Source organism: Streptomyces peucetius (assembly GCF_025854275.1).
GTDB classification, from domain to species: domain Bacteria; phylum Actinomycetota; class Actinomycetes; order Streptomycetales; family Streptomycetaceae; genus Streptomyces; species Streptomyces peucetius_A.
The window spans coordinates 7,722,420-7,748,740 of sequence record NZ_CP107567.1 but is presented as its reverse complement, the minus strand read 5'-3'; the positions used below and the strand labels follow the sequence as shown (position 1 = coordinate 7,748,740).

Sequence of the window (26,321 nt, the reverse complement as noted above, 5' to 3'; positions counted from 1 at the left end):
TGAGTGCTAGAAATCGCACATGCCGCAAGGTTCCTCGCACCAGGCCGGTACGGCGGGCCTGCACCGGGTCGTCGTGGTCGTGGACGAGAACTCGAACCCCTTCGAGCTTGGCTGCGCGACCGAGGTCTTCGGCCTGCGCCGGCCCGAACTGGGCCGCGACCTCTACGACTTCCGGCTCTGCTCCCCCGAGCCGCTGACCCTCATGCGCGACGGTTTCTTCACGCTCACCGGAGTCGCCGGCCTGGGGACGGCCGACTCGGCGGACACCTTGATCGTTCCCAACCGGCCCGACACCGAGGTCCCCCGCCGACCGGCCGTGCTCGACGCCGTGCGGCGCGCGCACGAGCGCGGTGCCCGCCTGGTCGGCCTGTGCAGCGGCGCCTTCACCCTCGCCGAGGCCGGGGTCCTCGACGGCCGCCGGGCCACCGCGCACTGGCAATGGGCCGATTCCTTCCGGGCCCGCTTCCCCTCGGTCCAGCTGGAGGAGGACGTACTGTTCGTGGACGACGGCGACATCCTCACCGCCGCGGGAAGCGCGGCCGCCCTCGACCTGGGACTGCACATCGTCCGCCGGGACCACGGCGCGGAGGCCGCCAACTCCGTCAGCCGGCGGCTGGTCTTCGCGGCGCATCGGGACGGTGGGCAGCGGCAGTTCATCGAACGCCCGGTGCCCGACGTGCCGGAGGAATCCCTGGCCTCGGTTCTGGCCTGGGCGCAGGAACGGCTGAACACGCCGCTCACGGTGACGAACCTCGCGGAGCGCGCTTCGGTCAGCCCGGCGACGTTGCACCGTCGCTTCCGGGCACAGCTGGGGACGACGCCACTGGCATGGCTCACGGGAGAGCGGCTCGCCCTGGCCTGCCGGCTGATCGAGCGAGGTGAGACACGCTTCGAGGTGGTGGCGCGGCGCAGCGGCATCGGCACCGCCGCCAATCTGCGCGCGCTGATGCGCCGGCAGACGGGCCTCACCCCGTCCGCCTACCGGCACCGCTTCGGCCCCGGCACGACTGAGCTCCGTTGAAGTCCGCCCGGCCGCAAGAGCCGGGGGCCGGAGGAGTACGTGGCGGCTGTCCAGGGCCGGTGTCGCGCCGGGGGTCTCAGTCGGGCGCGGGCGGCTCGCGTGGCTCAGGTGGCTCGGGCGGCCGGCGTGGCTCGGGCGGCTCGGGGGTGTGCCGCAGGAGCCGCACCTGGAAACCTCCGGCGCCGTCGAAGCGCACTTCGTGCACGGCGTCGAAACCGTCGGCGACGGACGGACGGCGGAGCTTCCGGAACGTGGCGTGCACACCCACCTCCGGTACGCGTTCAGACCCGTGTCGGGCGGCGTTGCGCCGCAGCGAACCCTCGACGTCGGGCGGGAACCAGTACGCCGTCACCGAGGCCCCCAGCGCGTGCCCCAGCTCGATCAGCGGTCCCCACTCCTCTGGCGACGGGTTGGTGTTGTCGACGGCCACCGGTCTCCCGGCGGCCAGGGCGCCAGCCACCAGGCGCATCTGCCGACGCTGCTTGTTCCGGGCCGCGCGAGGGAACAGGTCCTTGCTCACCAGCGTGTGGTCGATGGCGAGGCGCTGGCGGTAGAAGGTCGACTTGCCCGCGGCCTGCAACCCGACCAGCACCGCCACTTCACGCCGGAGTGCGTCCGCGGCCATCGGGTCCCGCTCCTGCCTGTCCGGTACGTCCCGTCCGGCGTTCCCCGTCAGGATTTCGTGTCCGGCTCGTTCCGCCGGGTCTCGAAGGCCTTGTGGCCGTTGGGGCACGGAAGGATCTTGTCACCCTCCGTGGCATGGACCTTCTCGTCGCACGTCGCGCAGTAGAAGTCGCCGGTCTTGCGAGCCGTTTCTCCGGCGTGGGCCGTCACCGGTGATCACCTTCTCTCGTCGTCCCCGGTGGCGAAGGGCCGGCCGGAGCCTGCGGTGGTGGCTGCTCCGGTGCCCGCCTCTCCTCGAGTCCCGGGGCGAGGGAACCGTCCTCGCCGAGGCCGAGAGCCACCTTGGTCCAGCCGGCCTCGCCCGAGGATCCTGCCCTGCTCCAGGCCGGGCATCGTGCCACGGACGAAGTGCAGGTCCGTAGCGCAGATGGCTGATGTGGTGATCCGCACCACCGCGTCGTACGACCGTGCGGCGACGCGGGGGCGTCCGGGCAGGGCCGTCAGCTGCCCATGCGGCTGCGCAGCAGCTGCTTGCCGAGCTCGGCGCCCTTGCGGCTGTCGGCCTGCGCCTTGCGGAAGAGCTCGGTGACTTCGCTGTCACCGTCGCGCTCCGAGTCCCGGATGTACGTCTCGAGCCGCAGGGCGTTGTTCAGGCAGCTCTCGATGTACCAGATCAGGTTGTAGTCCTTGTCCTTGGTGCCTGTGACCCCGCCGGTTTCTGCGTTGCTGGACATGCTGGACCCGCCTTTCGACATCGTGGAAGGGGTGGGGCCCGCAGCCGTGCCGGCGCTCCACCTCGGGACAGACCCGACCGTAACGGCGCGACGGGGCCGGGCCGGAGCAGCGCCGCTGGGTGGGCGGACCGTTCACACCAATGGTTGTGTCCATACGGTCCGGCCCGGCGGGCAGCCGACCGAGCAGCCGCTCCGGCGTTCATTCAGCACCAGGCACACCGCTCCTGCCGTCGTCGGCCCGGACCTCCGTGGGGACCACCGGACCACCGGCGGGCGGGCCGGTGACGGCGACCTGCGCGGGGCGCAGGAGGTGGTCGCCCACGCGGTAGCCGTGCCGGAGCACCTCGGTGCAGACCGGGCCGGCCGCCTCGTCGGACGGGGTGTAGGTGACCGCTTCGTGGGTCTGGGGGTCGAAGGCCTCCCCCGGCGCCCCGACGGACTGCAGGCCGAGCGCCGCCAGTTGTTCGCCGAGTACCTTGGCCACCGCCTCGATTCCGGTGTCGGCACCCTGTTCGCGTGCCCCTTCGAAGGCGTCGAGCACGGGAAGCAGCGCGGCCAGGACGTTGGTCACGGCGATCTCGCGGATTGCCAGCCGGTCCCGCCGGACGCGTTTGCGGTAGTTGTCGTACTCGGCCTTCAGACGCTGAAGATCCGCTGTCAGTTCAGCGTTCTCGTCACGCAGCCGGGCGGCCTCGGTCCGGGCCCGCCGCAGTTCGGCGGCTGCCGGCCGGCCGGCGGCCCCGCCCGGCGCCGAGCGGGTCACCGACTCGTGCGCCGAGGGCGGCGTCGCCGTCCCGTGCGCCGAGGGGACGGCCGGGTCGGCCGGCCGGCGCGGCTCGAGTGTCACCGGGTCGATTCTGCGACGGTCGCGGATGACGACGGGTGCCCGCCGGTCCCGGTCGTTCCCGACGTCGGGGTCGCGGCTCATCCGGCGCCCCCCTTCCCCTCGTCGTCCACGATCTCCGCGTCGACGACGTCTTCGTCACCCTCCGAGGCCGAGGCCGCTCCGGTGCCGGCGGTTCCGGCGCCCCCACCCTCGGTCTGCGCCTGGGTCTGCTGTGTCTGGGCGTACAGCGCGGAGCCGATCCGCTGGGCGGCCGCGGTGGCCTTCTCGGTGGCCGACCGGATGGCGCCGCTGTCGTCGCCCTTGAGCTTCTCCTTGACGTCGGCCAGGGCCGCCTCCGTCTCGGACCGGACGTCCTCGGGGATCTTGTCGCGGTTGTCCTGCAGCACCTTCTCCGTCTGGTAGACGGTGCTCTCCGCCTGGTTGCGGGTCTCCGCGGCCTCTTTGCGGCGGCGGTCGTCCTCCGCGTGCTGCTCCGCCTCACGGACCATGCGGTCGATGTCCTGCTTCGGCAGCGAGGAGCCGCCGGTGACGGTCATCTTCTGCTCCTTGCCGGTGGCGAGGTCCTTAGCGGTGACGTGCATGATGCCGTTGGCGTCGATGTCGAAGGAGACCTCGATCTGCGGGACGCCGCGGGGCGCCGGCGGCAGACCGGTCAGCTCGAACATACCGAGCTTCTTGTTGTACGCCGCGATCTCGCGCTCGCCCTGGTAGACCTGGATCTGCACGGACGGCTGGTTGTCCTCGGCCGTGGTGAAGATCTCGGACCGCTTGGTCGGGATCGTGGTGTTGCGCTCGATGAGCTTGGTCATGATGCCGCCCTTGGTCTCGATACCGAGGGACAGCGGGGTCACGTCGAGGAGCAGGACGTCCTTGACCTCACCCTTGAGGACACCGGCCTGCAGCGAGGCTCCGATGGCGACGACCTCGTCCGGGTTCACACCCTTGTGCGGTTCCTTTCCGGTCAGTTCCTTGACCAGGCCGGTCACCGCCGGCATCCGCGTGGAGCCGCCCACCAGGATCACGTGATCGATGTCCGACACCTTGATCCCGGCGTCCTTGATGGCGTTGTGGAAGGGGGTCTTGCAGCGCTCGAGCAGGTCCGACGTCAGCTGCTCGAACTGCGCGCGGGTCAGTTTCTCGTCCAGGTGCAGCGCGCCTTCGGCCGACGCCGTGATGTAGGGCAGGTTGATCGACGTCTCGGTGGACGACGACAGCTCGATCTTCGCCTTCTCCGCGGCCTCGCGCAGACGCTGGAGAGCCATCTTGTCCCTGGACAGGTCGATGCCGTGACCGTTCTTGAACTGCTTCACCAGGTGGTCGACGATCCGCTGGTCCCAGTCGTCGCCGCCGAGGTGCGTGTCACCGTTGGTGGCCTTCACCTCGACGAGGCCCTCGCCGATCTCCAGCAGCGAGACGTCGAAAGTGCCGCCCCCGAGGTCGAACACGAGTATCGTCTGGTCGTTCTCCTTGTCCAGGCCGTACGCCAGGGCGGCCGCGGTCGGTTCGTTGATGATGCGCAGCACTTTCAGGCCGGCGATCTCACCGGCCTCCTTCGTCGCGGTGCGCTGGCTGTCGTTGAAGTACGCCGGAACGGTGATCACCGCGTCGGTGACGTCCTCGCCGAGATAGGCCGCCGCGTCGCGCTTGAGCTTCTGCAGGACCCGGGCCGAGATCTCCTGCGTGGTGTACTGCTTGCCGTCGATGTCCCCGGACTCCGGGAAGCGCCACTGCGCCTCGCCCATGTGCCGCTTGACGGAGCGTGCCGTGCGGTCGACGTTGGTCACCGCCTGGCGCTTGGCGAGCTCACCGACGAGCACCTCACCGTTCTTCGCGAATGCCACCACCGACGGCGTGGTCCTGGCGCCCTCTGTGTTCGCGATGACGGTCGGTTCCCCGCCTTCCAGCACACAGACCACAGAGTTCGTCGTCCCCAGGTCGATTCCGACTGCTCGAGCCATGGCCGCCTCCTCTGGTTGCCACCGCGAATCTGCCGTCCCCTCCTACATAAAACTTGAGCCCCCTGGAGTCAAGTCTTTCCCGGGCGAGGAGCGGCCGGGCTGCCGGGCCGTCGGCGCTGGTCGCGGGTGACGGTGTCCAGGAGGCGGACAGGTCCGGTCGGATCACCCGCCTTCCCCTTGAAGGGGCAGCCGGCCGGCGGATGCCACGCGCTCGGGACCATCGGGGACGGTCGTCCCCATCAAGGACACGTCCGTCGCCTTCTGCGTCTCGCGCCCGCTCTCGATCTCCTTCTCCTCTCCCTCCTCCTTCTCCGTCACTTCCTCCGGCGATTCCGATTCCTCCGGCGATTCCGGCTCCTCCGCCCGCGCGTTCCCCTTCGGGAGCGCATCGAGTACGTCCGTAAGCGCCTTGGTGCGCTGTGCGACCTCCCGCGGGGTGGACCGCTCCAGGAAGCGCAGCAGTTCGACGGGGAAGGGCAGGACAAGGGTCGAGTTCTTCTCGGCGGCCACCGCGACGACGGTCTGCAGGAGCCGCAGCTGCAGAGCGGCAGGCTCGTCGGACATCGCACCGGCAGCCTCCGCCAGCTTCTTCGACGCCTGCAGCTCGGCGTCGGCGTTGATCACGCGGGCGCGCCGCTCACGGTCCGCCTCCGCCTGCCGGGCCATGGACCGCTTCATCGTCTCCGGCAGGGAGACGTCCTTGATCTCGACCCGGTCGATGGTGACGCCCCACTCGACGGCAGGGCTGTCCATCATGAGCTCCAGCCCCTCGTTGAGCTTCTCGCGGTTCGAGAGCAGATCGTCGAGGTTGCTCTTGCCCAGGATCGAACGCAGCGAGGTCTGCGCCATCTGGGAGACGGCGAACCGGTAGTCCTCGACACGAATGATGGCGTCAGCCGGGTCGACGACCTTGAAGTAGATGACCGCATCCACCCGGACCGTGACATTGTCCCGCGTGATGCCGTCCTGAGCAGGCACCGGCATGGTCACGATCTGCATGTTCACTTTGTGCATCCGGTCGACGATCGGGACGATCATGGTGAAGCCCGGCATGCGTATCTCGCCGCGCAGCCGGCCGAAGCGCAGGACGACGCCTCGCTCGTACTGCTTCACCACCCGGGCCGCGGACGCCACGTACACCGCCACACCGGAGCCTGCCAGGGCCAACGCTGTCAGCAGTTCCTCGACCATGACAGCCACCTCCTCAAGGAACGGGGCCCGTCTCCCAGATATACCCCCTTTGCCAACTCTTGACCCGATTGGCGGACAGCGGATCGGCCGGACCGGGCCTCGGAGCCGCGTCGACCGGGGGCGAGCATGACGCGAGCACGAGGTGCGCCGGCTCGCGACGGAGGACGCCAGCAGCGGGAGCACGTTCGCCGCCTCCGCATCCTTCGAAACCGCGCGGCGACAGGGCCCGCGTCCGCACCGCCGAGCCGCCGTCGTGCAGGAGCACCGAGCGGTCACACCGACAGACCCTGTGGCACGGACGGCCCCGCGCGTCGAGCCTGGCCTCGCCGGGGCACAACGCCCGGTCGAGCGCACAGTACGAACGCTCATGCCCGTCGCCCTGACCGACCACGCGGTCCCCCACATCTCCACCGCCCCGCGAACGCGGGCCAGCAGGTCGATCTCTTCAGCCGAGAGCGCGACGGCACGTCCCTCGGCCACCTCGACGAGCGCAGGGCCGCCCTGATGCTCCACGGCCGGAGCACTGCCGGGCTTCGACCTGGAGTACAAGTCGTACAGCTGGGGCGACCGGGGCCAACGGCTCGCGTCATGGGGGCGCGACCGATTTCCTCGCTGATGGAGCGGTGGTCCCGGCAGGTTAGGCCGGGCCGGACCTGGCACGGCGCATCACGTTCCGGGGCTGTGGATCGTCGGAAGGGTGAAACCCTGCTGCTCGTGAGAAGGAGCCTTCCGTGTCCACCGTCCACCTCGTGGTCGTCCTCCTGACCTCTGCCCTCAACGGCTCGGCCGCCGTCGCCAACCTCACCGGCCACGACCTTCCCCGGCGCCAGGCGGACAAACTGCGGGTGCCACGGTCATGGATACGGCCGCTGGGTGCCGTGCTGGCGACCGGTTCGCTGGGGCTGCTGACCGGGCTCTTCGTGCTGCCGGCGGTGGGCATGCTCGCCGCCGGCGGCCTGGTGCTGTACTTCCTCGGCGCACTCGTCGCCCATCTGCGCGTCGGTGACCACCGGTTGGGGCCCTGGGCCGTCTTCTTCTGCCTGCCGGTGACCGCTCTTGCCCTGAATCTGGCCCACCACAGCCCTTGGTGACCGGCGCCTGCTCCCCGTTCCGGGCTCCCGCCCCGCGTCCGCGTTCTTCCGGCGCACGTCGGCAACCTGAATGCCCGCCGTGACGACTAGGCAGCGGCAACACCCAGCATTCCGCGGTAAAAGGCGAAAGGGTAGGCGAGGATGAGACGACCAGTCGCACTGCGACTCTATGCGGCGCTGGCCACGACGGCTCTTGCGGCCGCGACCGGTGTGGTTCTGTCGATGCCCGAGGCGTCGGCGGCGGCCGCCGGCGCCACCGGCTACGCGACCCAGAACGGTGGGACCACCGGCGGTACGGGCGGGCAGACGGTACGGGCCACCACGGGAACCGCGATCCATGCGGCCCTGTGCGGCCGGGCCAGCAGCAGCACCCCCATCACCATCGAGGTCGAGGGGACCATCAACCACGGCAACACCAGCAAGGTGTCGGGCGACAGCTGCAACACCGCCGACGGCGTGATCGAGCTCAAGCAGATCAGCAATGTCACGATCATCGGGGTCGGCAGCGGAGCCGTCTTCGACCAGCTGGGCATCCACATACGCGACGCCCGCAACATCATCATCCAGAACGTGACCGTCCGGAACGTCAAGAAGTCGGGTTCCCCCACGTCCAACGGCGGTGACGCCATCGGCATGGAGAGCAACGTCCGCAACGTCTGGGTCGATCACGTCACCCTGGAGGCGTCGGGTGGGGAGTCCGAGGGGTACGACGGCCTCTTCGACATGAAGAACAACACCCAGTACGTGACCCTGTCCTACAGCATCCTGCGCAACTCCGGCCGCGGCGGCCTCGTCGGGTCCAGCGAGAGCGACCTCTCGAACGGCTTCATCACGTACCACCACAACCTGTACGAGAACATCGATTCCCGCGCACCCCTGCTGCGTGGCGGCACAGCGCACATGTACAACAACCACTACGTGCGCCTCAACGAGTCGGGCATCAACTCCCGGGCGGGCGCTCGCGCCAAGGTGGACAACAACTACTTCAAGGACTCCAAGGACGTCCTGGGCACTTTCTACACCGACGCCGCCGGCTACTGGCAGGTCAGCGGCAACATCTTCGACAACGTGACCTGGTCCAGCCCTGGGAGCGAGAACAACCCGGCGGGCCCCGACCCGCGTTCCAACACCACGGTCAGCATCCCGTACTCCTACAGTCTCGACGACGGCAGTTGCGTGCCGAGCGTCGTGAGCGGGACGGCAGGCGCCGGAAAGGGTCTGCGGGTGTCGGACGGCAACTGCTCACCGCAGACACCGGCACCGACCCCGACACCCACGCCCACGCCCACGCCGAGCACTCCCACGCCGGGACCGAGCCAGCCCAGCGGGACCAACCTCAGCATCGGGGCCGGCTCCGACGGCTCCGGCAAGGCCGACGGGACGAGTTACGGAAATGTGCGCGACGGTGACATGAACACCTACTGGTCGCCGACCGGGCCGACCGGTGCCGTCTCGATCAAGTGGGGCTCCGCCACCACGGTGTCCATGATCAACATCCGGGAGGAGTCCGGCTCCGCGGGCAACATCGGGTCCTGGCGGGTCGTCGACGCAGACACCGGCGCCGTCCTGACCACAGGCAGCGGGGCGGGGGTCATCACCTTCCCCCCGACCTCGCTCCGCAAGATCACCTTCGAGATCACCAGCTCGACCGGCACACCGAGGGTCGCCGAGTACGAGACCTACGCCGGATAGCCGGCGCGTTCCCGCCGTCGGGCGGGTCCGGCATCGACGGACCCGCCGGGCAGTGGCGACGCACAGGTGTGACCGAGCATTCCCGCCAGCGGGTCACGACGTAGTCGGCCGAGCGATGCAAGGCCCCATGAGCCTCGAGCCGCGGACAGGCCTGGCTCAGGGTGCAGACCCGGTTGCCCGGGGCGACGTCTGCCGTCGTGGGGGTCGGGTCGTGCCCGCAGCGGTGTTCGGATCGGGCAGCTCGGCCCCGTACGCCGTTACGAGGCGGCGCCGCGGGTGCGCAGTTCTTCGTTGATGCGCCGGGCTTCCTCGAGTTGGTCCTCGAGGATGATGATGCGGCAGGCGGCTTCGATCGGGGTGCCGGCGTCGACGAGTTCGCGGGCCCGGGCGGCGATACGCAGTTGGTAGCGGGAGTAGCGGCGGTGGCCGCCTTCGGAGCGCAGCGGGGTGATCAGGCGGTGCTCGCCGAGGGCGCGGAGGAAGGCGGGGGCGGTGCCGATCATGTCGGCGGCCCGGCCCATGGTGTAGGCGGGGTAGTCGTCGTCGTCGAGTTTGTCGACGGGGCGGGTACTGCGAGGGGGCATAGACCTCTTCTTCCGGGGGACGCGTCGGGGGGCCCGAGTGCCGTACCGGCACTCGGGCCCCGAGCTTTCAACACCATCTACCGGCTGACTGCGCCGGCCTTCTTGTTCCGCTGGTCCGCCTGGGAGGGCGGAGGTGCGGGGATCGCGGATGCGTGACCGGGGACCACCTTCCAATCCGGGGCCTGCGGTACCCGAGCGGTGTTCTGCTTCGCCCGGGCGATCCTGATGGCGTCTGCTCCTTACCTCATTCGGTTACTCGGTTGTACTGCTGGATACCGCGGGTACTGCATGCGGCCCCTGGGGCCGCTCGACCCGGCAGCCAGCGAAGGGACCCGCCTGTTCCGGCCCCGCCGCTCCACTGCCGTTTCGCATCCTGCCTGACTTGTTCGCACGACAGTTCGTCTCTGCCGTGCCCTCTTCGACTTCTTGGCTACGAGGGAAAACCTAGCTCTCGAACGCCCTCATGTCTACTCTCGCCATGACAGATTTTCTCCACCTTCATTGATTGGAGTTCTTCCCCATACACGCCAGGAAGAGTGCCGTCCGGGGCGAAGCCCGGCCCGGCGGGCACCACCGGAGGCCTGCGGCACAGACGCCCCTGGGCGACGGCCGGATCGGGAGTTCTGCCGGTTCCTGGCGGGCTTTGCCCGTGCCCGCGGTGCTGCGCCGGTGGGCGATGGCCTCCTCGGCGCGGCACGCCCTGATCGGGCGGCCTCGACGGATCAGGGAATCGGTGATCAGCTTTCCGGTGCGGCGGTGAGGACGGCAGGCGGGGCGCGCGACCAGCGGACGGGGTTGCCGTCGGGGCCGTCGGTGAGCCAGGACCCGTCGCCCAGGGGCACCAGTACGGGGTGGTCACCTCGACGGCGATCTCGCCGCTGAGCGTGCCCGTCCGCACGTCGATAGGTGATGGCGAAACCACTCCTCCTCGTCCTGCCCCTCACCGCCCAGGGCGACGACGGCCAGGTCCGGGGTCAGGTAGCCGCCGCTCCATTCCATGAACGTCGCCTCCGGGTCGTGCCCGAAGGCCTCGACGGGCAGGGTGAAGAGCACGTCCCCGCTGGGGTGGCGGTGGAAGGCGACATCCGCCTGCCCGTGGTCCACGGTCATGAACTGCCGTTCGTCCGGCGCCAGGTCGACCAGGCAGCGGTCCCACCACGGGTACGTCACGAACTCCGCGTCGCCGTCGGCGCCGACCGAACCTCTGAGTTGACGGAGCCGTCCTGGCCCTCACCGATGTCGAGGTAGATGCTGCCGTCCACGGGATGCATGTGGTGGCCGGCGCCGTGCCCGACCGTCTCCAGCGCCCGGCGGGCGAGAACCGCCCCGCTGCCGGCGTCGTGCACGACCCACTGGTCTCCGCCCCCGCGTCCCGCCATCGCGTCCGGCCGGTAGACCCACACGGTCCGGCCGTCCGGGGACAGCGCGCAGCCGGGCCGGTGTCCATGGGGCCGGTCGGAGTGCGGCTCGAAGTTCGATGTCCACACCGGATCACCGGCGCGCGTGAGGCAGACGACGCCGTTCAGTGTCGTATACACGACTCGTTCCAGATCGGGCCGGACCGCCGATTCCACGACCTCGTCGCCGGGCCGCGGCCGGAACGCCGCGGCGGGCTCCAGCGCCCCGAAGACGCCGGAGTCCACCATGTAGGCGTGGATCCAGCCGTCGCGGTGGTGTGTGATCACCTTCGGAGGCAGTACAGGAAGCATCCGCCGAGGCCAATGCCCGGCTCGGGCCCGACGACAGCCGGGACCGGCCGCAGCCGCACCCGGTCAGCGGTGACCCGTTGGCCGGTTTCGGCTGCTTCGGAGGGGAGATCGATCCTTCTGGTACCCGGCGAGGACGGGCTGAATCGGGCACGAAGCAGAACGCGGTCGGGGCTGACGCGGAATGCTTCCCCCGACCGCAAGATGCCGATGCTGCGGATCACCGGGTGAGCGAGGACGTCTCACCAACGGCTGCCAGCAGTTGGAACTGCCACTCCGGGTCGGCTTGACCGATCGCCAGGCCGAACCATCGCTCCGAGTTCGGCAACCGCCACATCCGCATGCTCCCGGCAACATTGCACAGGAAGCTGAGCGGCTCGCGAGTCGCGACGTGGGGGCCGGGGTCGTCGAACCCGAGATACGGCCACAGATCAACCGTTTCCGGGGCGCCCCAGCGTTTCGTGAGGACGACGGCCAGAGCGGCGAGATCGGCTTCCAGCTCCTCCTCGGCCGCCTCGACGATCTCGGTGCTCCGGTCCTCCCAGAAGTCCCGGCTTTCTCGGAGCACGGCCAGGTGGAACCCCGGCCCACCCCACTGACCGTCCGATCCGGCCCTTCCCTTCTCCTCGGGGAAGGGCAGCGAGCTCAACCTGTCGATGACCGACAACTGCCCGTCAGTGGGGCCTGCGGACTGCTGCTGGGGCGGCATGACCGAAGCCTAGCTTCCCACTTGGTACTCACCTGACCCGGTTCCGACCGACGTGCCGACCGACGTCTCAGAGTTCGACGTCGATGTGGTCGATGTCGGTGAACTCCACCAGCAGGCCCTGGGCGCGGCGTCCGTGGTCCTTGAAGTAGATCTCCTGGAGACCTTCGGCCGTGATGTCGAGGAGCTGCTGCTCGGTGGCCCCCTGCTCCTGGGCGTCGAAGAGGCGGGCCGCGTACTGCGGGGGGAGCGCCTGGGTGAGATGGCGCAGGCGCGCGTCGTCGGTGCTGCCGGGGGCGGCGGTGTAGCCGAAGCGGGCACGGGTGTCGATGACGATGCCGCCGGTGGTGGCCGCCTGCTGCTTGGCCCAGGCACGGATCCGGGGCTGCCACCGCTGCCTGACCTCCCGCTCCATGCGCGCGGCGAGGTCCCTGCGGGGCCGCTTCAGCTGCCCCTTGACGTACCGCTCCACCGTTCGCTGGGAGACTCCCAGCGCGTCGGCCACCGCACGGGTCCCCTTGAGCTGCTTGACCAGGTAACGCATCTGCGCCCCGGCCGACTTGGGAACAGGGCGGGTGAACGCGCCCTGCACCGCCTTGTCGAGGCTGTCCGCCAGCTTGCCCATCGCCTACTCCCCCGTGTCCGTGGCGGCGACCGCGCCGTCCTTGATGTACCGGGCGATGTTCAGGTCCTGGCCGTGCTCTTCGCGCACGCCCTCGGCCCACAGCACGGTCTGGGTGCCTTCGTGCTTGACCATGCCGGGGGAGACGCCGAGCCGGAACCCGCCCGGCAGCGGCTTGCCGTCCCGGTAGGGGAGGAAGTCCAGCGGCGAGGGCCCGTCGGAGGCGTAGACGGCGCAGTCCGACAGCACCGCGACCGGGTACCGGCCCGTAGCCTGCGCGGTCTTGAGCATCTTGCGGTGCATGTTGACGCGTGCCTTGGAGATGACCGCCGCTCGGATGTCCGGGCGCCAGGTCGGCCGGTTCAGGGCCGGCCACGGACGGCCGGGCCGCCAGCCGCCGCCCCTCGGGCGTTCACGGAGCTTGCCGATGCCGCCCTTCACCGTCGCCTTGACTGCGGCCAGCACGATCGCCGCCTGGGGGTCGGCCTGCTTGTGGCCGTCCATGGCCTCCAGGAAGGCCTGCGGCTCCAGACCGGCGCCGACGCCCAGGTCGGCCATCGTCGCCATGTACGCGTCGCGCAGCCGGTTGTACCAGGCGTCCAGGTAGCGGCCGTTCTCGTACCGGACGTACGCCTCGGCCGGCGCCACGGCGTGGCCGAGCTCCACCGCGTAGGCCACGGTCGGCGTCGCGTACCAGGCCGGACCGGACGGGCGCTCGCCGGTCGGGGTGAACGGCGACGGCAGACGCTCGTCCAGCTCGATGCCGGAGAGGTCGACCAGCCAACTGCCGGGCAGCTTCGGATCGAAGGACGGGTGTGTGACGTGGACCGGTGCGCCGAGGCCGACGACCGTGCCGTTCGCGGCGGCGGCGAAAGCCATGTTGACGTCGATCCCGACGACGAAGCGCCGGGCGCACTCGTCGTCGGTGAGCGGGCGCGCCCAGTCGTACGCCTCTTCCACCAGCATCTCGCCAGGCGTGCGCTGGTGGAAGCGCGGCAGGCCGGCGAGGAGCGGGTGGCCGTCGGGGGCCTCGCAGGGCGCGCAGTCGACCGGGTCGGTGCCGAGGGAGCCGGGGTTGGGTTCGCTGTGCCGTCGGCCGTCGGCGTCCGGTTCGCTCGCGCGGGTGGGCGGATGCAGCGCGGTCATCAGCTCCAGGCCGGTGACGGCGGTCGAGCCGCGCGGGGTCATGACGCGGGCGGCGTAGGTGCCCAGCAGGTTCGCCAGGTCACCCGGTGGCAGCTGTGCGGCCTCGCCCCAGGACCGGGGGTCGAGCGCGTCCCAGCCGGGGATGCACAGTTGCACGCACGCGCGTCGCGAGCCCTTCGCCGGGCGGTAGATACGGGCCCAGGGGCCGAATCCGCGCCGGGTGAGCTGCCAGTCGGCCCGCGCCAGCCGGTCGAGGACCTTGTGGCCGTCCGGCAGCCGGCCCGCACGCCGCTCGTCGTCCGTCAGGCGGGCCGGGAGGCCGTAGCGTTCGGCGGCCGCGTCGGTGAGGACCAGCAGCGGATCGGCGTCCTTGCCGTGACGGCTCAGGCGGGGCGCGCCGAGCCGCGCTTCGGTGAGCGTCCACTCCACAAGGGCCGCGAGGGACGTGGCGGGGACGTCCAGGACGAGTCCGCCGAGGCAGTACGCGAGGACGGCACCGTCCTCGCAGTCGACGACCGCGAGCGGGCCGTTGGCGAAACGCGGGTCCGCGGCGGGCGGGGCGGGCGCGCGCTTCGCGGCGGGGGCGCCGGCCGTCGTGGGCGTCCGCCGTGCGGCGGGACGGCCCGCCGGTGTCACCTTGGGCGCCGCCGTCGACCTGGGTGCCGCGGCAGTGCTGTCCGCCGGCTCCTCGGGCGCGGCGTGCCGCATGGCCTGACGGTGCCGCGCCGCCGGAGTGCTGGTGGTGACCGGCGTCGGCCGGTCGGGGGGCGTGGCGGCGGCCTGCAGCGCCGGCTCGGGCGCGGGCGCGGGCGGGAGAGGGACGGCCGAGGTCTCAGGCGTCTCCGGCACCTGGGCGGCCGTGCCGTCGGCCTGCGCGGGGAAGCGTACGGCAAGTCCTTCCAGCAGCCGGGCGTACGCTGCGCGCTTCGGCGGCCTCGGCTCGGTCCTGCCGGCCTCCCAGTTGCCCACCGCCTCGCGCCGGGCGTCCAGCGCCTTGGCGATCTGTGCCTGGCTCAGCCCCGCTGCCTCACGCAGTCTCCTGCGCTCGGCAGGCTCCGGCAGCTCGTCCTGGGCGACCTGTTCCAGCAGCGCGTCCACCGCACCGAACAACTCGTTCTCCGTGGCCACCGGCTCACCTCCGGTCAGAAGCCTACAGTGATCGCACGTTCCGTCGCTCCTCGAATCGCACCTTGATCGCTCGTCCGGCAGCGCTGGGTTCAGGGCAGTCTGCGAGTGTGGAGCAGTCCGGGGCGGCCGGCGAGCACGGTGGATCCGGTCTCGGTGAAACCGGTGCGCTTCAGGACGGTCCGTGAGCCGGTGTTGTCGAGTGCGGCGGCGGCGCGGAGTTCCGTGAGGCCGTACCGGGTGGCGGCCAGATCGCAGATCTCGCGGACGGCCGCGGTGGCGAGACCGGCGCCGGCGGCCGATTCGGCGATGCGGAAGCCCAGTTCGGCACTGCCGTCGGCCACGTCCACGAGGTTGACGCGGCCCAGTATCGCACCGGACGGGTCGGCGAGTACGTGGAAGTGGCACACCCCTGCGGCCTGTTCGGCGAGCAGCGCGCTGTGACGGGCCATGAAGTGGGTGAAGTAGTCGTCGCCGCGGTCGGGTATGGAAGCGGCGAAGTAGGCCCGGTTCTCCTGTTCGAAAGCGAGCAGGGCCGGGGCGTGGGCGGCGGTCAGGCGCTCGAGTCGTGGCATGGAGGGCACGGTAGCCGGAGGACGGCCGGGCGCGCGTCGCCCGGCCGCCACTGCCTCGGGTGGGGTGCTGCCGTGCCGGCCGCTCACGTGGTGCGGGTGATCCACCGCTGGAGCGCGGTGTGGGTGCTGTCGTCCAGGGTGCACAGGGCCTCGATGGCGGCGAGGTCGCCGGGGAGCGGGGCGATGCCGGCGGTGGTGAGGGCGGCGTGCAGGTCCAGTCGGCGCCGGTCGGCCGGCTCCAGCTGCAGGGGGACGCGCTGGCCGGGGTCGGGGGCGGCCAAGAGGTAGTCGACGACGTCGACGGCGTCGGGGACGGAGAGGGCGGCGGGCGGCCGGGGCTGGTCCTCGACGGCGGTGGCGCCCGGGAAGCGGTAGGGGTCGGCCGTGGCCGTGGTGTCCGGGGTCATGGTGGTGGTCTGCCAGGCTGCCATGGTGCCTCCTCGGTCGGGGTGCGTGTGCAGAAGAGGACTGCGGGCGGACCGAGGGCAGTTGCAGTTCGGGATGACTGCCACCCGGATGCCCCCTATGGCATCTCTTCACATGTCCTATGAACCGACGCGGCCGACCACGGCCGCCCGCCTGGCTGCCGGACCCGCTTGAGCCGGCAGAGGGTGGTGGGCGGCCCGTACGCCGGGTCGCACGCCCCGCGGTGCCGACTCGGCCGCTCAGGTGCCGGCTGAAGCACTCAGCACCACAACCCTCGTGGGACTGAGCACGGTAGACGGCCCGTCTGGCCACCCGGGTGCTCGGATCCGGTGGCGCCGGCGAGTGGTCAGCCGCCGTGGAGGCCCCATTCGTCGAGGCCGCCGTAGACGTGGGCTTCGAGGCACCGAGGGGCGTCGAGACCGACGGCCTCGCTGCGGTAAAGGGCGATCAGCGAGTCCTTGCCCCGCCACCAGGTGTCGGTCAGGCCCTGCACTTCGGGTACCGGCTCGTAGCCGTCGAGGTCCAGGGACTCGACGGCCGTGCCGGTGATCTTCGTGATGGTTTGGGCCCAGCGTCCCGCATGGGCGGCCAGCGCCAGTGATTCCACCCATCCGTCTGTGCCGGCATGCAGGGGTGTCCAGCGGTAGGCGTCGATCCCGAACGCGCCCTCGGGGCCGATCATGAATCTGTAGGCCATGGAAACCCGGCAGCTCCCGGCCGGGAACGACCAGCCCTCCCGGGCAGAGCCCTCCGGGCAGCCGGCGTCCAGTACGCGCGGGCCGCCCTCGTACGCCGGGGCCGGAGGCAGGGCGATGCCGCCCCAGCGGTCCTGGAAGGCCGCGGCCCGGTCGATCTCCGCAGCGGGTATTCCACGCCCGAGCCACGTGTCGCGGTGGCGCTGTATGCACTGCCGAGCCACGCGGATGCCGTCCACCTCGACGAACCTCTGTGCCCTGCGGCTCAGGCCTGCCGGCGCGACCGGGAACGGCGATGCGGGGGTGCCGGCGGTCACCGCTGCTCGCTCTCCCCGAAGTGGAGCACGGCTGCGGCGATCTCCCGCACGCTTCCCGGCGTGATCCCCGTGCACTGTTCGACGGCGAGGGGACGGTCGGTGGGCTCGAGCTCGACGTAGGGTCGCTCGCCGGCCGGGCGGGTGTGGACGTGGGACTGCTGTGCATGCATCACGCACTGGTCCGACGAGAGCAGGCAGTCGTCGGCATCGGCGAAGGCTGGATCCCACACGGCCGGAGCGTCGGCCGTGTAGTTCATCGGCAGCTCAGGGTGCTGGGTCCGGCAGCACGAGCCCGTGAATCCGAGATCACTGGTCATGATGCGGGAGCCTAACGACGGGCTCAGACATCACCTCAGCCGGGAACCTCGACTGCCCGCTGGCCTGCGGGGCGTCTCCAGCGCTCAGGCGGGCCGAGCGGGGCGCTCACGCGGGGCCAAGTCCTGGGCGCCTGGCCACAGAGGAGCACTCCACGTCAACGCGCGTCCGCCGATGCGGAACGGGTCCGAAGCCAGTACGAGCGGGCAGCGGCAGTCAGAGCTACGCCGTAGAGCGCGAACGCGACCATGCCGATCCAGGCGACCAGCAGCGCGTCGCGCGAGGAGTGGAAGTCGCCGCGCCGCATCTCCACCACGCCGGCCGTGGACAAGGCCGCGTAGCCGACCCCGAACATCCCGTACGGAGCCAGGGTGGCGGCGCCGAGGACGGCCGGTGCCAGGGGGAGCCAGCGCGGGACGCGCCGGCCGCGCAGCCACAGCGTCCAGCGCGGAAAGGCCTGGCCCCACGGGCGGACCAGGCCCCACAGCAGGAAGACGCCGAGCGCGGCCAGCAGTACGGTGCCGTCCAGGCCCCAGGACTCCAGGGAGAGCCAGATTCCCGACGCACCGTTGCGCTGGGAGACGGCGAGCATTTCCTCGCCGGTCATCCCGGCGAAGGTGCCGCCGGACGCCCAGATGAGTTTCATCGCCGCGTAGGGGAGAAAGGCGACCGTACCGGCACAGGCGGCCAGTTGGACCCGCCGGGATCCGACGGAAGGGGCCTGTACGGCGGCCACGGCGGACGGGCGGCGGCCGGACCGGGCAGTGGCCGCGAGTAGCAGAGCCCCGGCCGCCGCCAGCACGTGGTGCGCGGCGGCCACCCCGCTGTCCACACCCTGGCCGAAGACCAGTGTGACGACGTCCATCAGCAGACCGAATGCGGCGGCCCCGGCCAGCACGCAGACCACCCACAGGAGCACCCGCAGCGCCGGCCGCGGTCCGTACCGCACCACCGCGCCACAGGCCAGGACGGCCAGCGCCCCCACCGCCGCCACCCCCCAGCCCAGCGCCGGGGGGCCAGGCGCACCGCCAAGATGGAGCAGCGGCGTCCCGCTCAGCGCGCCGGTCGTACCGAAGCCGGCGTACGCCAACGCCCACGCCGTCGAGGCCCGGTGCACCCAGTCCGGCCACTGCTGCCACCATATGCGCCAAGGCGCCCTCGTCGTTCGTGTCACACCGGTCATGCACAGAAGATCGCATCGCCCGCGGCGGCGCGACATCAACTGACGGTCCCATCCCCCTCCTCCGTCGGGTGAGCACCTTCTACGCCCCGGGTATGCCTCACGTGGCGTGCTGTACCAACTCACCGCTCGTTCGCGCCGGACCAGTGACCCTCATTGGCCGGTGTGATCCGCGCCCCGGGTGCGGCGGTGGGTGGGTGCAAGGGCCGAGCGTCGGCACCGTCGTCTGGTTGCCGGTGCCGTACCTCAGCGCCGCGGAAGGGCAGTCCTTCGAGGAGCAGATGCCCCTGCTGCGCGCACTGCCCCGCTGCTGCTCGCGCGCTGCCCCGGCGCAGTAGCGCGGGGCGGGGCGGCTCCTCGGGTGCCGGTGCGGGGATGGCGAGAAGGGTGTTGCGGTGGCCTGGCGCTCGAGCAGCCGGCGGATTCCGACGTAGAACTCCACTTCAGGTGCCCCGTCCCGGCGCGTCCGGTCGCGCGGGAGCACCTTCGGGGAAGTCCGTGACGTGCATCACACACGACTCCTGTCAGCAATCGGGACGCCGTCTCGTTCAGGGTGCACGCGAACGAGACAGGAGCCACGCCATGAAGCACCGCATCGTCGTCCTCGGCGCCGGATACGCCGGGGCCTTCGCCGCCGGAAACCTGGCCCGCCGGCTTTCGCCCGCCGACATCGAGATCACCGTCGTCAACGCCGTGCCCGACTTCGTCGAGCGGATGCGGCTCCACCAGGTTGCGATCGGCCAGGACGTCGCCGTCCGCAAGCTCACGGACGTATTCGCGGGCACCGGGGTGCGGCTGCGCCTGGCGCGCGTCACCGGTGTCCACCCCGAGCGCAGGACCGTCGCTGTGACCGGCGGGGACGGTGACGGCGAGCTCGCGTACGACACGCTTCTCTACGCGCTCGGCAGCTCCGTCGCCCACCATGGCGTCCCCGGCGTGGCCGAGCACGCCTTCGATGTGACCGGCTGGTCCTCGGCGCTGCGTCTGCGCGAGCGTCTGGCCGGCCTGGGCGAGGGCGGCACCGTGCTGGTCGTCGGTGAGGGGCTGACCGGCATCGAGACCGCCACCGAGTTCGCCGAGTCGCGGCCCGATCTCTCTGTCGCGCTCGCCGCCCGCGGTGAGCTGGGCGCCTGGCTCTCCCCGAAGGCCCGCCGCCACCTGCGCCAGGCCTTCGACCGGCTCGGCATCACCGTCCACGAGCACACCGGAATCGCAGCCGTCGAGCCGACGAAGGCAATCGCCGACGGTCTCGCCGGGCCGTCCATCCCGGCCGACGTGACCGTTTGGTCGGCCGGGTTCGCCGTGCACCCCATCGCGGCCGCCAGCGGCCTGGAGGTCGCCGAGACCGGCCAGATCGTCGTCGACCGCACCATGCGCTCGGTCTCGCACCCGGACGTCTACGCCGCCGGTGACTGCGCCTACGCGATCGGCGACAACGGCCGGCCGCTGCCGATGTCCTGCGCCTCGGCCGGCTTCACCAACATGCAGGCGACCGCCGCGATCATCGCGCGCCTGACGGGCAGAGAGGTTCCGACCACCGGGCTGAAGTACCACGGCAACCACATCAGCCTCGGTCGGCGGGACGCGATCTTCCAGATGGTGGACGGGGATGTCCGGTCGAAGCCCTGGTACGTGGGCGGCCGGACCGCCGCGCGGCTCAAGTCGGGCGTGCTCAAGGGGGCCGGATGGGGCATCACCCACCCGACCTTCGGCATGCCGAAGCGCAAGCGCCGCCTGGCCACCGCGCCTGACCGGTCCGGTGTGAGCGTCGCCGTCTAGGGTGTTCCGCGTGGACAGTGCAGCCATCGATCGGTTCGAGGCCAGCCGGGGCCGGCTGGCCTCGCTGGCGTACCGTCTGCTCGGCTCGGCCGCCGACGCGGAGGACGCCGTGCAGGACACGTTCCTGCGCTGGCAGGCTGCGGACCGCGAACGGGTCGAGGTGCCGGAAGCGTGGCTGACCAAGGTCGTCACCAATCTCTGCCTCGACCGGCTCCGCTCGGCACAGGTGCGCCACGAGCGTGCGGCCGGTGCCTGGCTGCCCGAGCCGCTCCTCGAGGGCGACCCGATGCTCGGCCCGGCCGACACCTTCGAGCAGCGCGAATCGGTGTCCTTGGCCGTACTGACCCTCATGGAGCGCCTCTCACCGGTCGAGCGGGCCGCCTACGTCCTGCGTGAGGCCTTCTCGTACCCCCACGCCGAGATTGCCGAAATCCTCGGCATCACCGAGTCCGCGAGCCAGCAGCACGTCCACCGGGCCCGACGTCGGATCACCGCCGAGCGCCGCGGCGGCGAGGTGGACCCCGCGTCCGCGCGCAGGGTCGTCGAGGAGTTCCTCGTCGCCGCCACGTCGGGGCGCACCGAACGGCTGGTGGCCCTGCTCACCGACGACGTGACGGCGGTCTCGGACGGCGCCGGACTGGCCAGGCGGCTGCTGCGCTACAAGACGCGCGAGCGCGTCGCCTCCTACGTGCGGGCAGGCTTCAAACCCACGCCGGCCAAGCGGCGGCTGGCCGGCGGCTCCCCCGCGATGCATGTCGCGATGGTCAACGGCTCCCCGGCCGTCCTCGCCGTGATCGAGAACCGGGTCGCGGGCGCCGTGGCGTTCGAAGTCAGCGACGGCAAGGTCGCGTCCCTGCACGGCATCGCCGCCTCGGACCGGCTCGCGCGCCTCAGCGAGGCCTGGCGGCAGCACGAGCCCGACGCGCCGGTCATCGACGCATGGTGACCAGAGCCACCGGAATCCGGTGACGGGAGTCCGGCGAGGGCCCGACTGCCTGGGACTGATCGGCAGGACGGGCCCGTTGCAGGGCAGGCGGGCAGGCCGGGCGGGAAGCGCGGGGCGGGTCAGAAGAGGCAGCGGTGCGGGGATCCGTTGCTCGACAGGTGGCTGTCCCAGACCCAGCCGGCTCCGGGCACGTACGACCAGGTGTTGCCGTAATCGTTGACGATGAAGCACCTGACCTCGACGGTCGACTGCGCGGGGTAGGTCTGCAGCCAGTCGCACTCCCGGTAGGGGCCCTTGCGCAGGGGTGCGTCGCTGAGGACGGTGTGGGTGGTGGTGTAGGGGTTGTCGGCGCGGGTGGGGGCCGCCTGGCTGCACCGGTCGGCGGGCGCGGCGGTGGCCGTGCCGACGGAGAGGGTGGTGGCTGCCAGGGCGGCGACGACGGCTGTCACGGCCGCGGTGGTGCGGGGCCGGACGTTTCTGTGGTGACGCATGACGGTTGCCTCCTTGTTGGGTTGCCGGTCGGGCGGTCACCGTGGCACGCGGCGACCGCCTGCCGGCAGCGCTGTGCGTGTCCGGGACGTGTCCCGGACACGCACGGGAGACGGTCAGGAGGAGAGTCAGGAGGCGGCGGGGCCGAGGAGGCGGGCGGTGAGCTGGTCGATGAGGGCGGGCGCCTGCCCGTCGAGCACGGCGGGCACGGTGAGGTCGTCGACGAGCATGCCGTGGACGGCGACGTACAGCAGGACCACGTCGGTACGGTCGCCGGGCAGCCCCGCCTCGAGATGGAAGCGGACGTTGTTCTCCAGCTCGTCGGCCAGGATCCGGCCCAGCTCGGCGCCGAGCTCCGGACGGCGGGTGCCTTCCAGGCGCAGTTCGAGCATGGCGAGGTAACTGCTCCGGTCGGCCTCCATCCGCTCATGGACCTCACGCAGCAGCCGGGCGACGAGCTGATGCGTGGGAGGCGCGGAGAGGGTCCGGGCCAGGCGGGCCGGATCGGGCGTGAGGCGTTCATGGGTGCGCTTCATGATCTGGCCGAGCATCTGGGCGCGGTGTGTGAAGTAGTTCGAACTGGTGCCGACCGGCACGCCTGCTTCGGCGTCGACGGCGCGCAGGGTCAGCCCGCGTGAACCTTCGCGGGCGAGGACCTCGATCGCCGCGTCGAGCAGGGCGTTGCGGCGCTGGGGGTTGTGGCGCATTGCTTCATCTCCCGACAGGTCGGGATCACATCAGGTGCAGTACTGCGGTTGGAGCGTTTGGTCAGGCTACAGGGCCAGCGACGACGCCGTCGCGGGCACGGAGGGGGCACCCTGCGGTCACGTTCGGCACAAATGTCGGGAATATCACTGTGTCGGCCTGGTGATTTTCCTCCGGAGAAGCGCCTAGCCTTGCCATTCGTCGGCATAAGTTGCGGTCTCAAGCATCTGGAGCTCCTCAAGTGGAACGCGTCGCCCGCGGCCCGCTCGTCCCCGGGCAGGCCGCCTTCGAGGGGCACCGGGCGCCGGCCGAGCCGTCCCGCCGGGCGAGCGGACCGCACCGGACGCTGGTCCCCCCGCAGGCCGGCCCTCCACCCGCACCCGCACCCGCGATCGTTCCCCATGCCGTTCCCGCGCCGCCCACCGGAATCCGCGCGACCGGACGCGACGAGGAGCTTCGCCGCGAGGAGTTCGGGCTGCAGGCGGCGCAGGTCCTCGAGGGCAACTGGCGAGGTGCGTCGACGGTCCCCTCCCTCGCGCTGTACCCGCATCAGTGGAGCTGGGACTCGGCGTTCATCGCCATCGGTCTGCGTCACCTGTCACCCCGGCGCGCCCAGTGCGAGCTGGAGACGCTGCTGGACGCCCAGTGGGCCGACGGGCGCGTCCCGCACATCGTGTTCAACCCCGCCGTGCCGCTCGGGGCGTACTTCCCCAGCCCGGACTTCTGGCGGTCCTCCACCGCCGGACGGGCGGCGGGCGCGCCGGACGGCGTGGAGACGTCCGGCATCGTGCAGCCGCCCGTCCACGCGCTGGCCGCCTGGTTGGTCCACGAGAGCGACCCGGAACTCTCACGCCGCCGCGGATTCCTCGAGCGCGTCCAGCCGCGTCTCGCGGCCTGGCACAACTATCTGACCGGCTGCCGCGACTTCGGCGGCGCGGGGCTCGCCGCCGTCGTCCATCCCTGGGAGTCGGGCATGGACAACAGCCCCTGCTGGGACGAGCCTCTCGACCACGTCGAGCCCGCTCCCGCCGGCTCGTTCCGGCGGGCCGACCTCGAGTGCGGTGAGGGCGCCGACCGTCCCACCGACCTGGACTACGGCCGCTACGTCCGCCTCGCCGCGCAGTACCGGGACGGCGGCTACCGCGACGCGGGCCGCGAGCACGCCTTCGCCGTCGAGGACCCCGGCTTCAACGCGCTGCTCGCCCTGTCCGAGCACGCCCTGGCCGAGATCGCGGCGGAGCTGGGTCAGGACCCGGCGCCGCACCGTGCGCGGGCACGCCGGCTGACCGGCGCCCTGGTGCAGCGGCTGTGGGACGAGGACACGGGGATGTTCCTGTGCCGGGACGTGCGCACCGGCCGTCCCGTCCGGGAGATGAGCGTCACCGGTCTGCTGCCGCTGGTGCTTCCCGGCCTTCCCGGCCGCATCGCCGGCGCCCTGGTGCACACCATGAGCGGACCGCATTTCGGACTCGGTACGGCCACGGACCTGGTGCCCAGCTACGACCTGCACGGTCCCGCGTTCGACGCCTGCCGCTACTGGCGCGGCCCGGCCTGGTTCAACGTGAACTGGCTGCTGGAGCGCGGGCTGCGGCAGCACGGGGCCACGGTCCGCGCCGACGCCCTTGAGCAGGCTCTCCTCGCCGCGGCCGACGCCTCCGGCTTCGCCGAGTACGTCGACCCGCGCACCGGGCAGGCGCGCGGCGCGACCGGCTTCAGCTGGACCGCCGCCGTCGTCGTCGATCTCCTCGCCCGGGTCCGTGACACGGACGACGAACCGGTTGCGGCGGCCGTCTGAGCACCGGACCGGCGGACGTAGGCTGGGACGCATGACCGAACGCAAACCGCCGGGTGTCAGCTTCGAATCCTGGGTCGACAAGCAGATCCGCGAGGCCACCGAGCGCGGCGAGTTCAAGGATCTGCCCGGCTTCGGCCGTCCGCTGTCCTCGTCGGGCGACACGTACGACGAGATGTGGTGGATCAAGGGGAAGATGCACCGCGAAGGGCTCGGCTTCCTCCCTCCGACGCTCGCGCTGCGCAAGGAGGCGGAGGACGCGCTCGAGAAGGCCGCACGGGCTCCGTCGGAGACCGCGGTGCGGCGCATCGTCGGGGAGATCAACGAGAAGATCGCAGCAGCGGTCCGGCGCCCGCCGCCCGGGCCGCCGCTGGGGCTGACGCCGTACGACGTGAACACGGTCGTCGAGGACTGGCGGCGCGGCCGCGCCTGAGGCACGCGGCGCGGCCAAGGCCCTCCAACGTCACGCGGCAGCCCTCACTGTGGCGCACGGCGGCCGCATGCGCCGGGATCGCGGGCGCTCACCGACACGCGACGGCCGTACGTGCCCGGTGGCGGGCCCCCGACACGCGCCGGCCGTACGTGCCCGGTCGCGGCCCCCGGCACACTGCGGCGGGACCTGCCACGGTCACGGACCCTCACCGACCACGACGGCCCGTCACGACACTTCCGCGCCAAGCCAGGAAGCCACGGTCCGCGCGATGGGAAGCCCGGTCTCCAACTCCACGAAACCGAACTGCCCGCCCTGGTTGCATTCGAGGAACCACCATGTGCCGGTGGAGTCCTCGGCGAAGTCGAAGGCGCCGTAGGCGAGTTCGGCGTGCTTCTTGTAGGTCTCGACGGCCCTGGCGATCTGGGCCGGCACCTCCACGGGCTGCCACTCGTGACCGGTGTCGCCGTAACGCCCGTCGACCTGTCCCGGTTCCGCAGCCTTGCGGGCCGCGAAGTGCCGGTCGCCCACGCTGGTGAGCCGGATGTCGGCGCGCTTGGCGATGTAACGCTGGAGCAGCGTGGGGGCCGCGGCCACGCCCGAGAAGTCGGCGTCCGGTGGTACGAGTGTGGTCGGCAGCGCCATCGGCGGTTCGCCCGGGGACTTGCCGGACACCGACTTCACGACAACCTGCCGGTACTGCTCGGCGAACTGACGGGCCATCGCCGGATGGGTGGTCAGGAGCGTGGCGGGCACCGGGAAGCCACTGAGGTACGCGATGCGCATCTGCCACGGCTTGCGCCGGGCCTTGGCCGCGGCGCTCGGGTGGTTCATCCACCGCGCCCGGGTGCAGTCGAGCATCCCGTACAGGGCGTGCGCACTCTCGACGCTCAGCCAGTCGGACGGTTCGGGCGCGTGCGCCACCGGCTCACTGGGCCTGCGGATCCAGACCGACCGCAGGCCCTGCATGCTCGCCACCCGGCCGCCGCTCGACAGGTAGCCGCGGAACTCGCCGCGTACGTACTCGACGGACAGCGCCGCTCCGCCGGGAAGGTCGCCCGGGTCGAACCGCACCAGCGGAACGCCCTGTTCGTGCAGCTCGGCCACCACCATGTCGGCAGTGACATCCGCCTTGCACGTCAGCACCAGCACCGTCACGTCGCACAGCCGGTCAGTCGTCGAAGTGGGTCGCGGAACCGGCCTTCGACGTCGTCGTGCCGGCCAGGGCGAGCAGGCCCCGGTCCATGACGGCGGGTCGCCCGTCGGCCAGGACGTTCAACTGCAGGGCGGCGTCGTACGAATAGGGGGTGACACCCGCGGCCGGCTCGGCTGGGCGTGCGAAGTTCCACGCGAACGGTTTCATTCCTCTTCCTCCCCTGCCCGTGCGCGCCTGCCCGGGCTCCTCGTGTGACAGATACGTGCGTACGAGGTAATGGTTTCAGTACGTACTGTGATGATGTGCCTGCTGTTGTTCCATGGCTTCCCCCATGGAAGTTCCCCGGTCGGCAGCGCCGTGACGCTGCCTTCCTTGGGTTTCCACTGCCTTCCGGCGCCGTCCAGACAGACGCACCACCGGCCCGGCGGGTTTCACACAATCCGCCAACGTGATCCAGGCGACACTCCAA

29 protein-coding genes are annotated in these 26,321 nt (G+C 71.2%); 8 read left to right on the top strand and 21 right to left on the bottom strand.

Annotated elements, in window-relative coordinates; all coding sequences use genetic code 11:
- The first annotated feature begins 19 nt into the window (after positions 1-19).
- The gene (locus OGH68_RS35020; protein WP_264249592.1) at positions 20-1,021 is read left to right on the top strand and encodes a GlxA family transcriptional regulator; all 1,002 of its coding nucleotides are present in this window, start codon (positions 20-22) and stop codon (positions 1,019-1,021) included.
- A 76-nt stretch (positions 1,022-1,097) separates the two neighbouring features.
- Here OGH68_RS35020 and OGH68_RS35015 read toward each other — a convergent pair whose 3' ends face one another.
- From OGH68_RS35015 to OGH68_RS34990, 6 genes are all read right to left on the bottom strand, one after another.
- Positions 1,098-1,646: an ATP-binding protein gene (locus OGH68_RS35015; protein WP_264249591.1), complete on the bottom strand. Its 549-nt coding sequence runs from the start codon at positions 1,644-1,646 to the stop codon at positions 1,098-1,100.
- Positions 1,647-1,693: 47 nt separating this feature from the next.
- A complete protein-coding gene (locus OGH68_RS35010) occupies positions 1,694-1,855 on the bottom strand; it encodes a hypothetical protein (RefSeq protein ID WP_264249590.1) in 162 nt (53 codons plus the stop codon).
- Between the two features lie 290 nt (positions 1,856-2,145).
- A complete protein-coding gene (locus OGH68_RS35005) occupies positions 2,146-2,379 on the bottom strand; it encodes a hypothetical protein (RefSeq protein ID WP_264249588.1) in 234 nt (77 codons plus the stop codon).
- A gap of 199 nt (positions 2,380-2,578) precedes the next feature.
- Positions 2,579-3,307 (bottom strand): nucleotide exchange factor GrpE, encoded by a 729-nt coding sequence (locus tag OGH68_RS35000; RefSeq protein ID WP_264249587.1) that lies wholly within the window; start codon positions 3,305-3,307, stop codon positions 2,579-2,581.
- A complete protein-coding gene (gene dnaK, locus OGH68_RS34995; RefSeq protein ID WP_264249586.1) occupies positions 3,304-5,184 on the bottom strand; it encodes a molecular chaperone DnaK in 1,881 nt (626 codons plus the stop codon). Before dnaK ends, OGH68_RS35000 begins: the two co-directional genes overlap by 4 nt.
- A gap of 162 nt (positions 5,185-5,346) precedes the next feature.
- Complete coding sequence (locus OGH68_RS34990) at positions 5,347-6,375, bottom strand: slipin family protein (RefSeq protein WP_264249583.1); 1,029 nt, start codon at positions 6,373-6,375, stop codon at positions 5,347-5,349.
- Between the two features lie 731 nt (positions 6,376-7,106).
- Here OGH68_RS34990 and OGH68_RS34985 point away from each other — a divergent pair.
- On the top strand, positions 7,107-7,466 hold the full coding sequence (locus tag OGH68_RS34985) for a DoxX family protein (RefSeq protein ID WP_264249582.1): 360 nt from the start codon (positions 7,107-7,109) through the stop codon (positions 7,464-7,466).
- Positions 7,467-7,607: 141 nt separating this feature from the next.
- Positions 7,608-9,158, top strand: coding sequence for a polysaccharide lyase family 1 protein (locus OGH68_RS34980; RefSeq protein WP_264249581.1), 1,551 nt, complete (start codon positions 7,608-7,610; stop codon positions 9,156-9,158).
- Between the two features lie 257 nt (positions 9,159-9,415).
- On the opposite strand, the gene OGH68_RS34975 is transcribed toward OGH68_RS34980, so the two are convergent.
- The 11 genes from OGH68_RS34975 to OGH68_RS34925 form a co-directional block, all read right to left on the bottom strand.
- Positions 9,416-9,742, bottom strand: coding sequence for a MerR family transcriptional regulator (locus OGH68_RS34975; protein WP_264249580.1), 327 nt, complete (start codon positions 9,740-9,742; stop codon positions 9,416-9,418).
- 855 nt (positions 9,743-10,597) lie between these two features.
- The gene (locus OGH68_RS34970; protein ID WP_264249577.1) at positions 10,598-10,912 is read right to left on the bottom strand and encodes a hypothetical protein; all 315 of its coding nucleotides are present in this window, start codon (positions 10,910-10,912) and stop codon (positions 10,598-10,600) included.
- Positions 10,909-11,427, bottom strand: a complete 519-nt coding sequence (locus OGH68_RS34965) for a hypothetical protein (RefSeq protein ID WP_264249575.1) — start codon at positions 11,425-11,427, stop codon at positions 10,909-10,911. Before OGH68_RS34965 ends, OGH68_RS34970 begins: the two co-directional genes overlap by 4 nt.
- Positions 11,428-11,668: 241 nt before the next feature.
- A complete protein-coding gene (locus OGH68_RS34960) occupies positions 11,669-12,157 on the bottom strand; it encodes a hypothetical protein (RefSeq protein WP_264249573.1) in 489 nt (162 codons plus the stop codon).
- Between the two features lie 67 nt (positions 12,158-12,224).
- Positions 12,225-12,779, bottom strand: a complete 555-nt coding sequence (gene tpg, locus OGH68_RS34955; RefSeq protein WP_264249572.1) for a telomere-protecting terminal protein Tpg — start codon at positions 12,777-12,779, stop codon at positions 12,225-12,227.
- 3 nt (positions 12,780-12,782) lie between these two features.
- Positions 12,783-15,050, bottom strand: a complete 2,268-nt coding sequence (gene tap / locus OGH68_RS34950; RefSeq protein WP_264249570.1) for a telomere-associated protein Tap — start codon at positions 15,048-15,050, stop codon at positions 12,783-12,785.
- An 89-nt stretch (positions 15,051-15,139) separates the two neighbouring features.
- Positions 15,140-15,622, bottom strand: a complete 483-nt coding sequence (locus tag OGH68_RS34945; protein ID WP_264249569.1) for a GNAT family N-acetyltransferase — start codon at positions 15,620-15,622, stop codon at positions 15,140-15,142.
- 83 nt (positions 15,623-15,705) lie between these two features.
- Positions 15,706-16,053 carry a hypothetical protein gene (locus OGH68_RS34940; protein ID WP_264249567.1) on the bottom strand — a complete coding sequence of 116 codons (348 nt, stop codon included), beginning with the start codon at positions 16,051-16,053 and terminating at the stop codon, positions 15,706-15,708.
- Positions 16,054-16,394: 341 nt separating this feature from the next.
- On the bottom strand, positions 16,395-17,060 hold the full coding sequence (locus OGH68_RS34935; protein ID WP_264249565.1) for a hypothetical protein: 666 nt from the start codon (positions 17,058-17,060) through the stop codon (positions 16,395-16,397).
- On the bottom strand, positions 17,057-17,377 hold the full coding sequence (locus OGH68_RS34930; RefSeq protein ID WP_413471069.1) for a hypothetical protein: 321 nt from the start codon (positions 17,375-17,377) through the stop codon (positions 17,057-17,059). The genes OGH68_RS34935 and OGH68_RS34930 overlap by 4 nt, the downstream gene beginning before the upstream one ends.
- Positions 17,378-17,532: 155 nt before the next feature.
- A complete protein-coding gene (locus tag OGH68_RS34925) occupies positions 17,533-18,558 on the bottom strand; it encodes a hypothetical protein (protein WP_264249563.1) in 1,026 nt (341 codons plus the stop codon).
- A 194-nt stretch (positions 18,559-18,752) separates the two neighbouring features.
- On the opposite strand from OGH68_RS34925, the gene OGH68_RS34920 reads away from it, so the two are divergent.
- The 3 genes from OGH68_RS34920 to OGH68_RS34910 all read left to right on the top strand — a co-directional run bounded on the left by OGH68_RS34920 (position 18,753) and on the right by OGH68_RS34910 (position 21,280).
- On the top strand, positions 18,753-18,893 hold the full coding sequence (locus tag OGH68_RS34920) for a hypothetical protein (protein WP_264249561.1): 141 nt from the start codon (positions 18,753-18,755) through the stop codon (positions 18,891-18,893).
- Between the two features lie 244 nt (positions 18,894-19,137).
- Positions 19,138-20,334: an NAD(P)/FAD-dependent oxidoreductase gene (locus OGH68_RS34915; RefSeq protein ID WP_264249560.1), complete on the top strand. Its 1,197-nt coding sequence runs from the start codon at positions 19,138-19,140 to the stop codon at positions 20,332-20,334.
- A 10-nt stretch (positions 20,335-20,344) separates the two neighbouring features.
- Entirely contained in the window at positions 20,345-21,280 is a 936-nt protein-coding gene (locus tag OGH68_RS34910; protein WP_264249559.1) for a sigma-70 family RNA polymerase sigma factor, read from the top strand.
- A gap of 119 nt (positions 21,281-21,399) precedes the next feature.
- Here the strand turns inward: OGH68_RS34910 and OGH68_RS34905 are convergent, their stop codons facing one another.
- Together OGH68_RS34905 and OGH68_RS34900 are read right to left on the bottom strand one after the other, a co-directional pair.
- Positions 21,400-21,771, bottom strand: coding sequence for a hypothetical protein (locus OGH68_RS34905; protein WP_264249558.1), 372 nt, complete (start codon positions 21,769-21,771; stop codon positions 21,400-21,402).
- A 126-nt stretch (positions 21,772-21,897) separates the two neighbouring features.
- The gene (locus OGH68_RS34900) at positions 21,898-22,476 is read right to left on the bottom strand and encodes a TetR/AcrR family transcriptional regulator (protein ID WP_264249557.1); all 579 of its coding nucleotides are present in this window, start codon (positions 22,474-22,476) and stop codon (positions 21,898-21,900) included.
- Positions 22,477-22,901: 425 nt separating this feature from the next.
- Between OGH68_RS34900 and OGH68_RS34895 the strand changes: the two genes are divergently transcribed.
- Positions 22,902-24,269 carry an MGH1-like glycoside hydrolase domain-containing protein gene (locus OGH68_RS34895; protein WP_264250434.1) on the top strand — a complete coding sequence of 456 codons (1,368 nt, stop codon included), beginning with the start codon at positions 22,902-22,904 and terminating at the stop codon, positions 24,267-24,269.
- Between the two features lie 31 nt (positions 24,270-24,300).
- Positions 24,301-24,699 carry a DUF1992 domain-containing protein gene (locus OGH68_RS34890; protein WP_264249555.1) on the top strand — a complete coding sequence of 133 codons (399 nt, stop codon included), beginning with the start codon at positions 24,301-24,303 and terminating at the stop codon, positions 24,697-24,699.
- A gap of 225 nt (positions 24,700-24,924) precedes the next feature.
- Here OGH68_RS34890 and tgmB read toward each other — a convergent pair whose 3' ends face one another.
- Positions 24,925-25,854, bottom strand: a complete 930-nt coding sequence (tgmB, locus tag OGH68_RS34885; RefSeq protein ID WP_264249554.1) for an ATP-grasp ribosomal peptide maturase — start codon at positions 25,852-25,854, stop codon at positions 24,925-24,927.
- A gap of 13 nt (positions 25,855-25,867) precedes the next feature.
- Positions 25,868-26,059: a putative ATP-grasp-modified RiPP gene (gene tgmA, locus OGH68_RS34880; protein ID WP_264249552.1), complete on the bottom strand. Its 192-nt coding sequence runs from the start codon at positions 26,057-26,059 to the stop codon at positions 25,868-25,870.
- Positions 26,060-26,321 lie beyond the last annotated feature (262 nt).

Excerpts from the sequence above, each read along its gene's own strand:
- OGH68_RS34890 (WP_264249555.1), top strand. The coding sequence starts at position 24,301 with ATGACCGAACGCAAACCGCCGGGTGTCAGCTTCGAATCCTGGGTCGAC.
- OGH68_RS35020 (WP_264249592.1), top strand. The coding sequence starts at position 20 with ATGCCGCAAGGTTCCTCGCACCAGGCCGGTACGGCGGGCCTGCACCGG.
- OGH68_RS34930 (WP_413471069.1), bottom strand. The coding sequence starts at position 17,377 with ATGACCAGTGATCTCGGATTCACGGGCTCGTGCTGCCGGACCCAGCAC.
- OGH68_RS34975 (WP_264249580.1), bottom strand. The coding sequence starts at position 9,742 with ATGCCCCCTCGCAGTACCCGCCCCGTCGACAAACTCGACGACGACGAC.
- OGH68_RS35005 (WP_264249588.1), bottom strand. The coding sequence starts at position 2,379 with ATGTCCAGCAACGCAGAAACCGGCGGGGTCACAGGCACCAAGGACAAG.
- OGH68_RS34905 (WP_264249558.1), bottom strand. The coding sequence starts at position 21,771 with ATGCGTCACCACAGAAACGTCCGGCCCCGCACCACCGCGGCCGTGACA.
- OGH68_RS34925 (WP_264249563.1), bottom strand. The coding sequence starts at position 18,558 with ATGACCGGTGTGACACGAACGACGAGGGCGCCTTGGCGCATATGGTGG.
- OGH68_RS34940 (WP_264249567.1), bottom strand. The coding sequence starts at position 16,053 with ATGGCAGCCTGGCAGACCACCACCATGACCCCGGACACCACGGCCACG.
- OGH68_RS34945 (WP_264249569.1), bottom strand. The coding sequence starts at position 15,622 with ATGCCACGACTCGAGCGCCTGACCGCCGCCCACGCCCCGGCCCTGCTC.
- OGH68_RS35015 (WP_264249591.1), bottom strand. The coding sequence starts at position 1,646 with ATGGCCGCGGACGCACTCCGGCGTGAAGTGGCGGTGCTGGTCGGGTTG.
- tpg (WP_264249572.1), bottom strand. The coding sequence starts at position 12,779 with ATGGGCAAGCTGGCGGACAGCCTCGACAAGGCGGTGCAGGGCGCGTTC.
- OGH68_RS34960 (WP_264249573.1), bottom strand. The coding sequence starts at position 12,157 with ATGCCGCCCCAGCAGCAGTCCGCAGGCCCCACTGACGGGCAGTTGTCG.
- OGH68_RS34915 (WP_264249560.1), top strand. The coding sequence starts at position 19,138 with ATGAAGCACCGCATCGTCGTCCTCGGCGCCGGATACGCCGGGGCCTTC.
- tgmA (WP_264249552.1), bottom strand. The coding sequence starts at position 26,059 with ATGAAACCGTTCGCGTGGAACTTCGCACGCCCAGCCGAGCCGGCCGCG.
- OGH68_RS34980 (WP_264249581.1), top strand. The coding sequence starts at position 7,608 with ATGAGACGACCAGTCGCACTGCGACTCTATGCGGCGCTGGCCACGACG.
- OGH68_RS34900 (WP_264249557.1), bottom strand. The coding sequence starts at position 22,476 with ATGCGCCACAACCCCCAGCGCCGCAACGCCCTGCTCGACGCGGCGATC.
- dnaK (WP_264249586.1), bottom strand. The coding sequence starts at position 5,184 with ATGGCTCGAGCAGTCGGAATCGACCTGGGGACGACGAACTCTGTGGTC.
- OGH68_RS35000 (WP_264249587.1), bottom strand. The coding sequence starts at position 3,307 with ATGAGCCGCGACCCCGACGTCGGGAACGACCGGGACCGGCGGGCACCC.
- OGH68_RS34990 (WP_264249583.1), bottom strand. The coding sequence starts at position 6,375 with ATGGTCGAGGAACTGCTGACAGCGTTGGCCCTGGCAGGCTCCGGTGTG.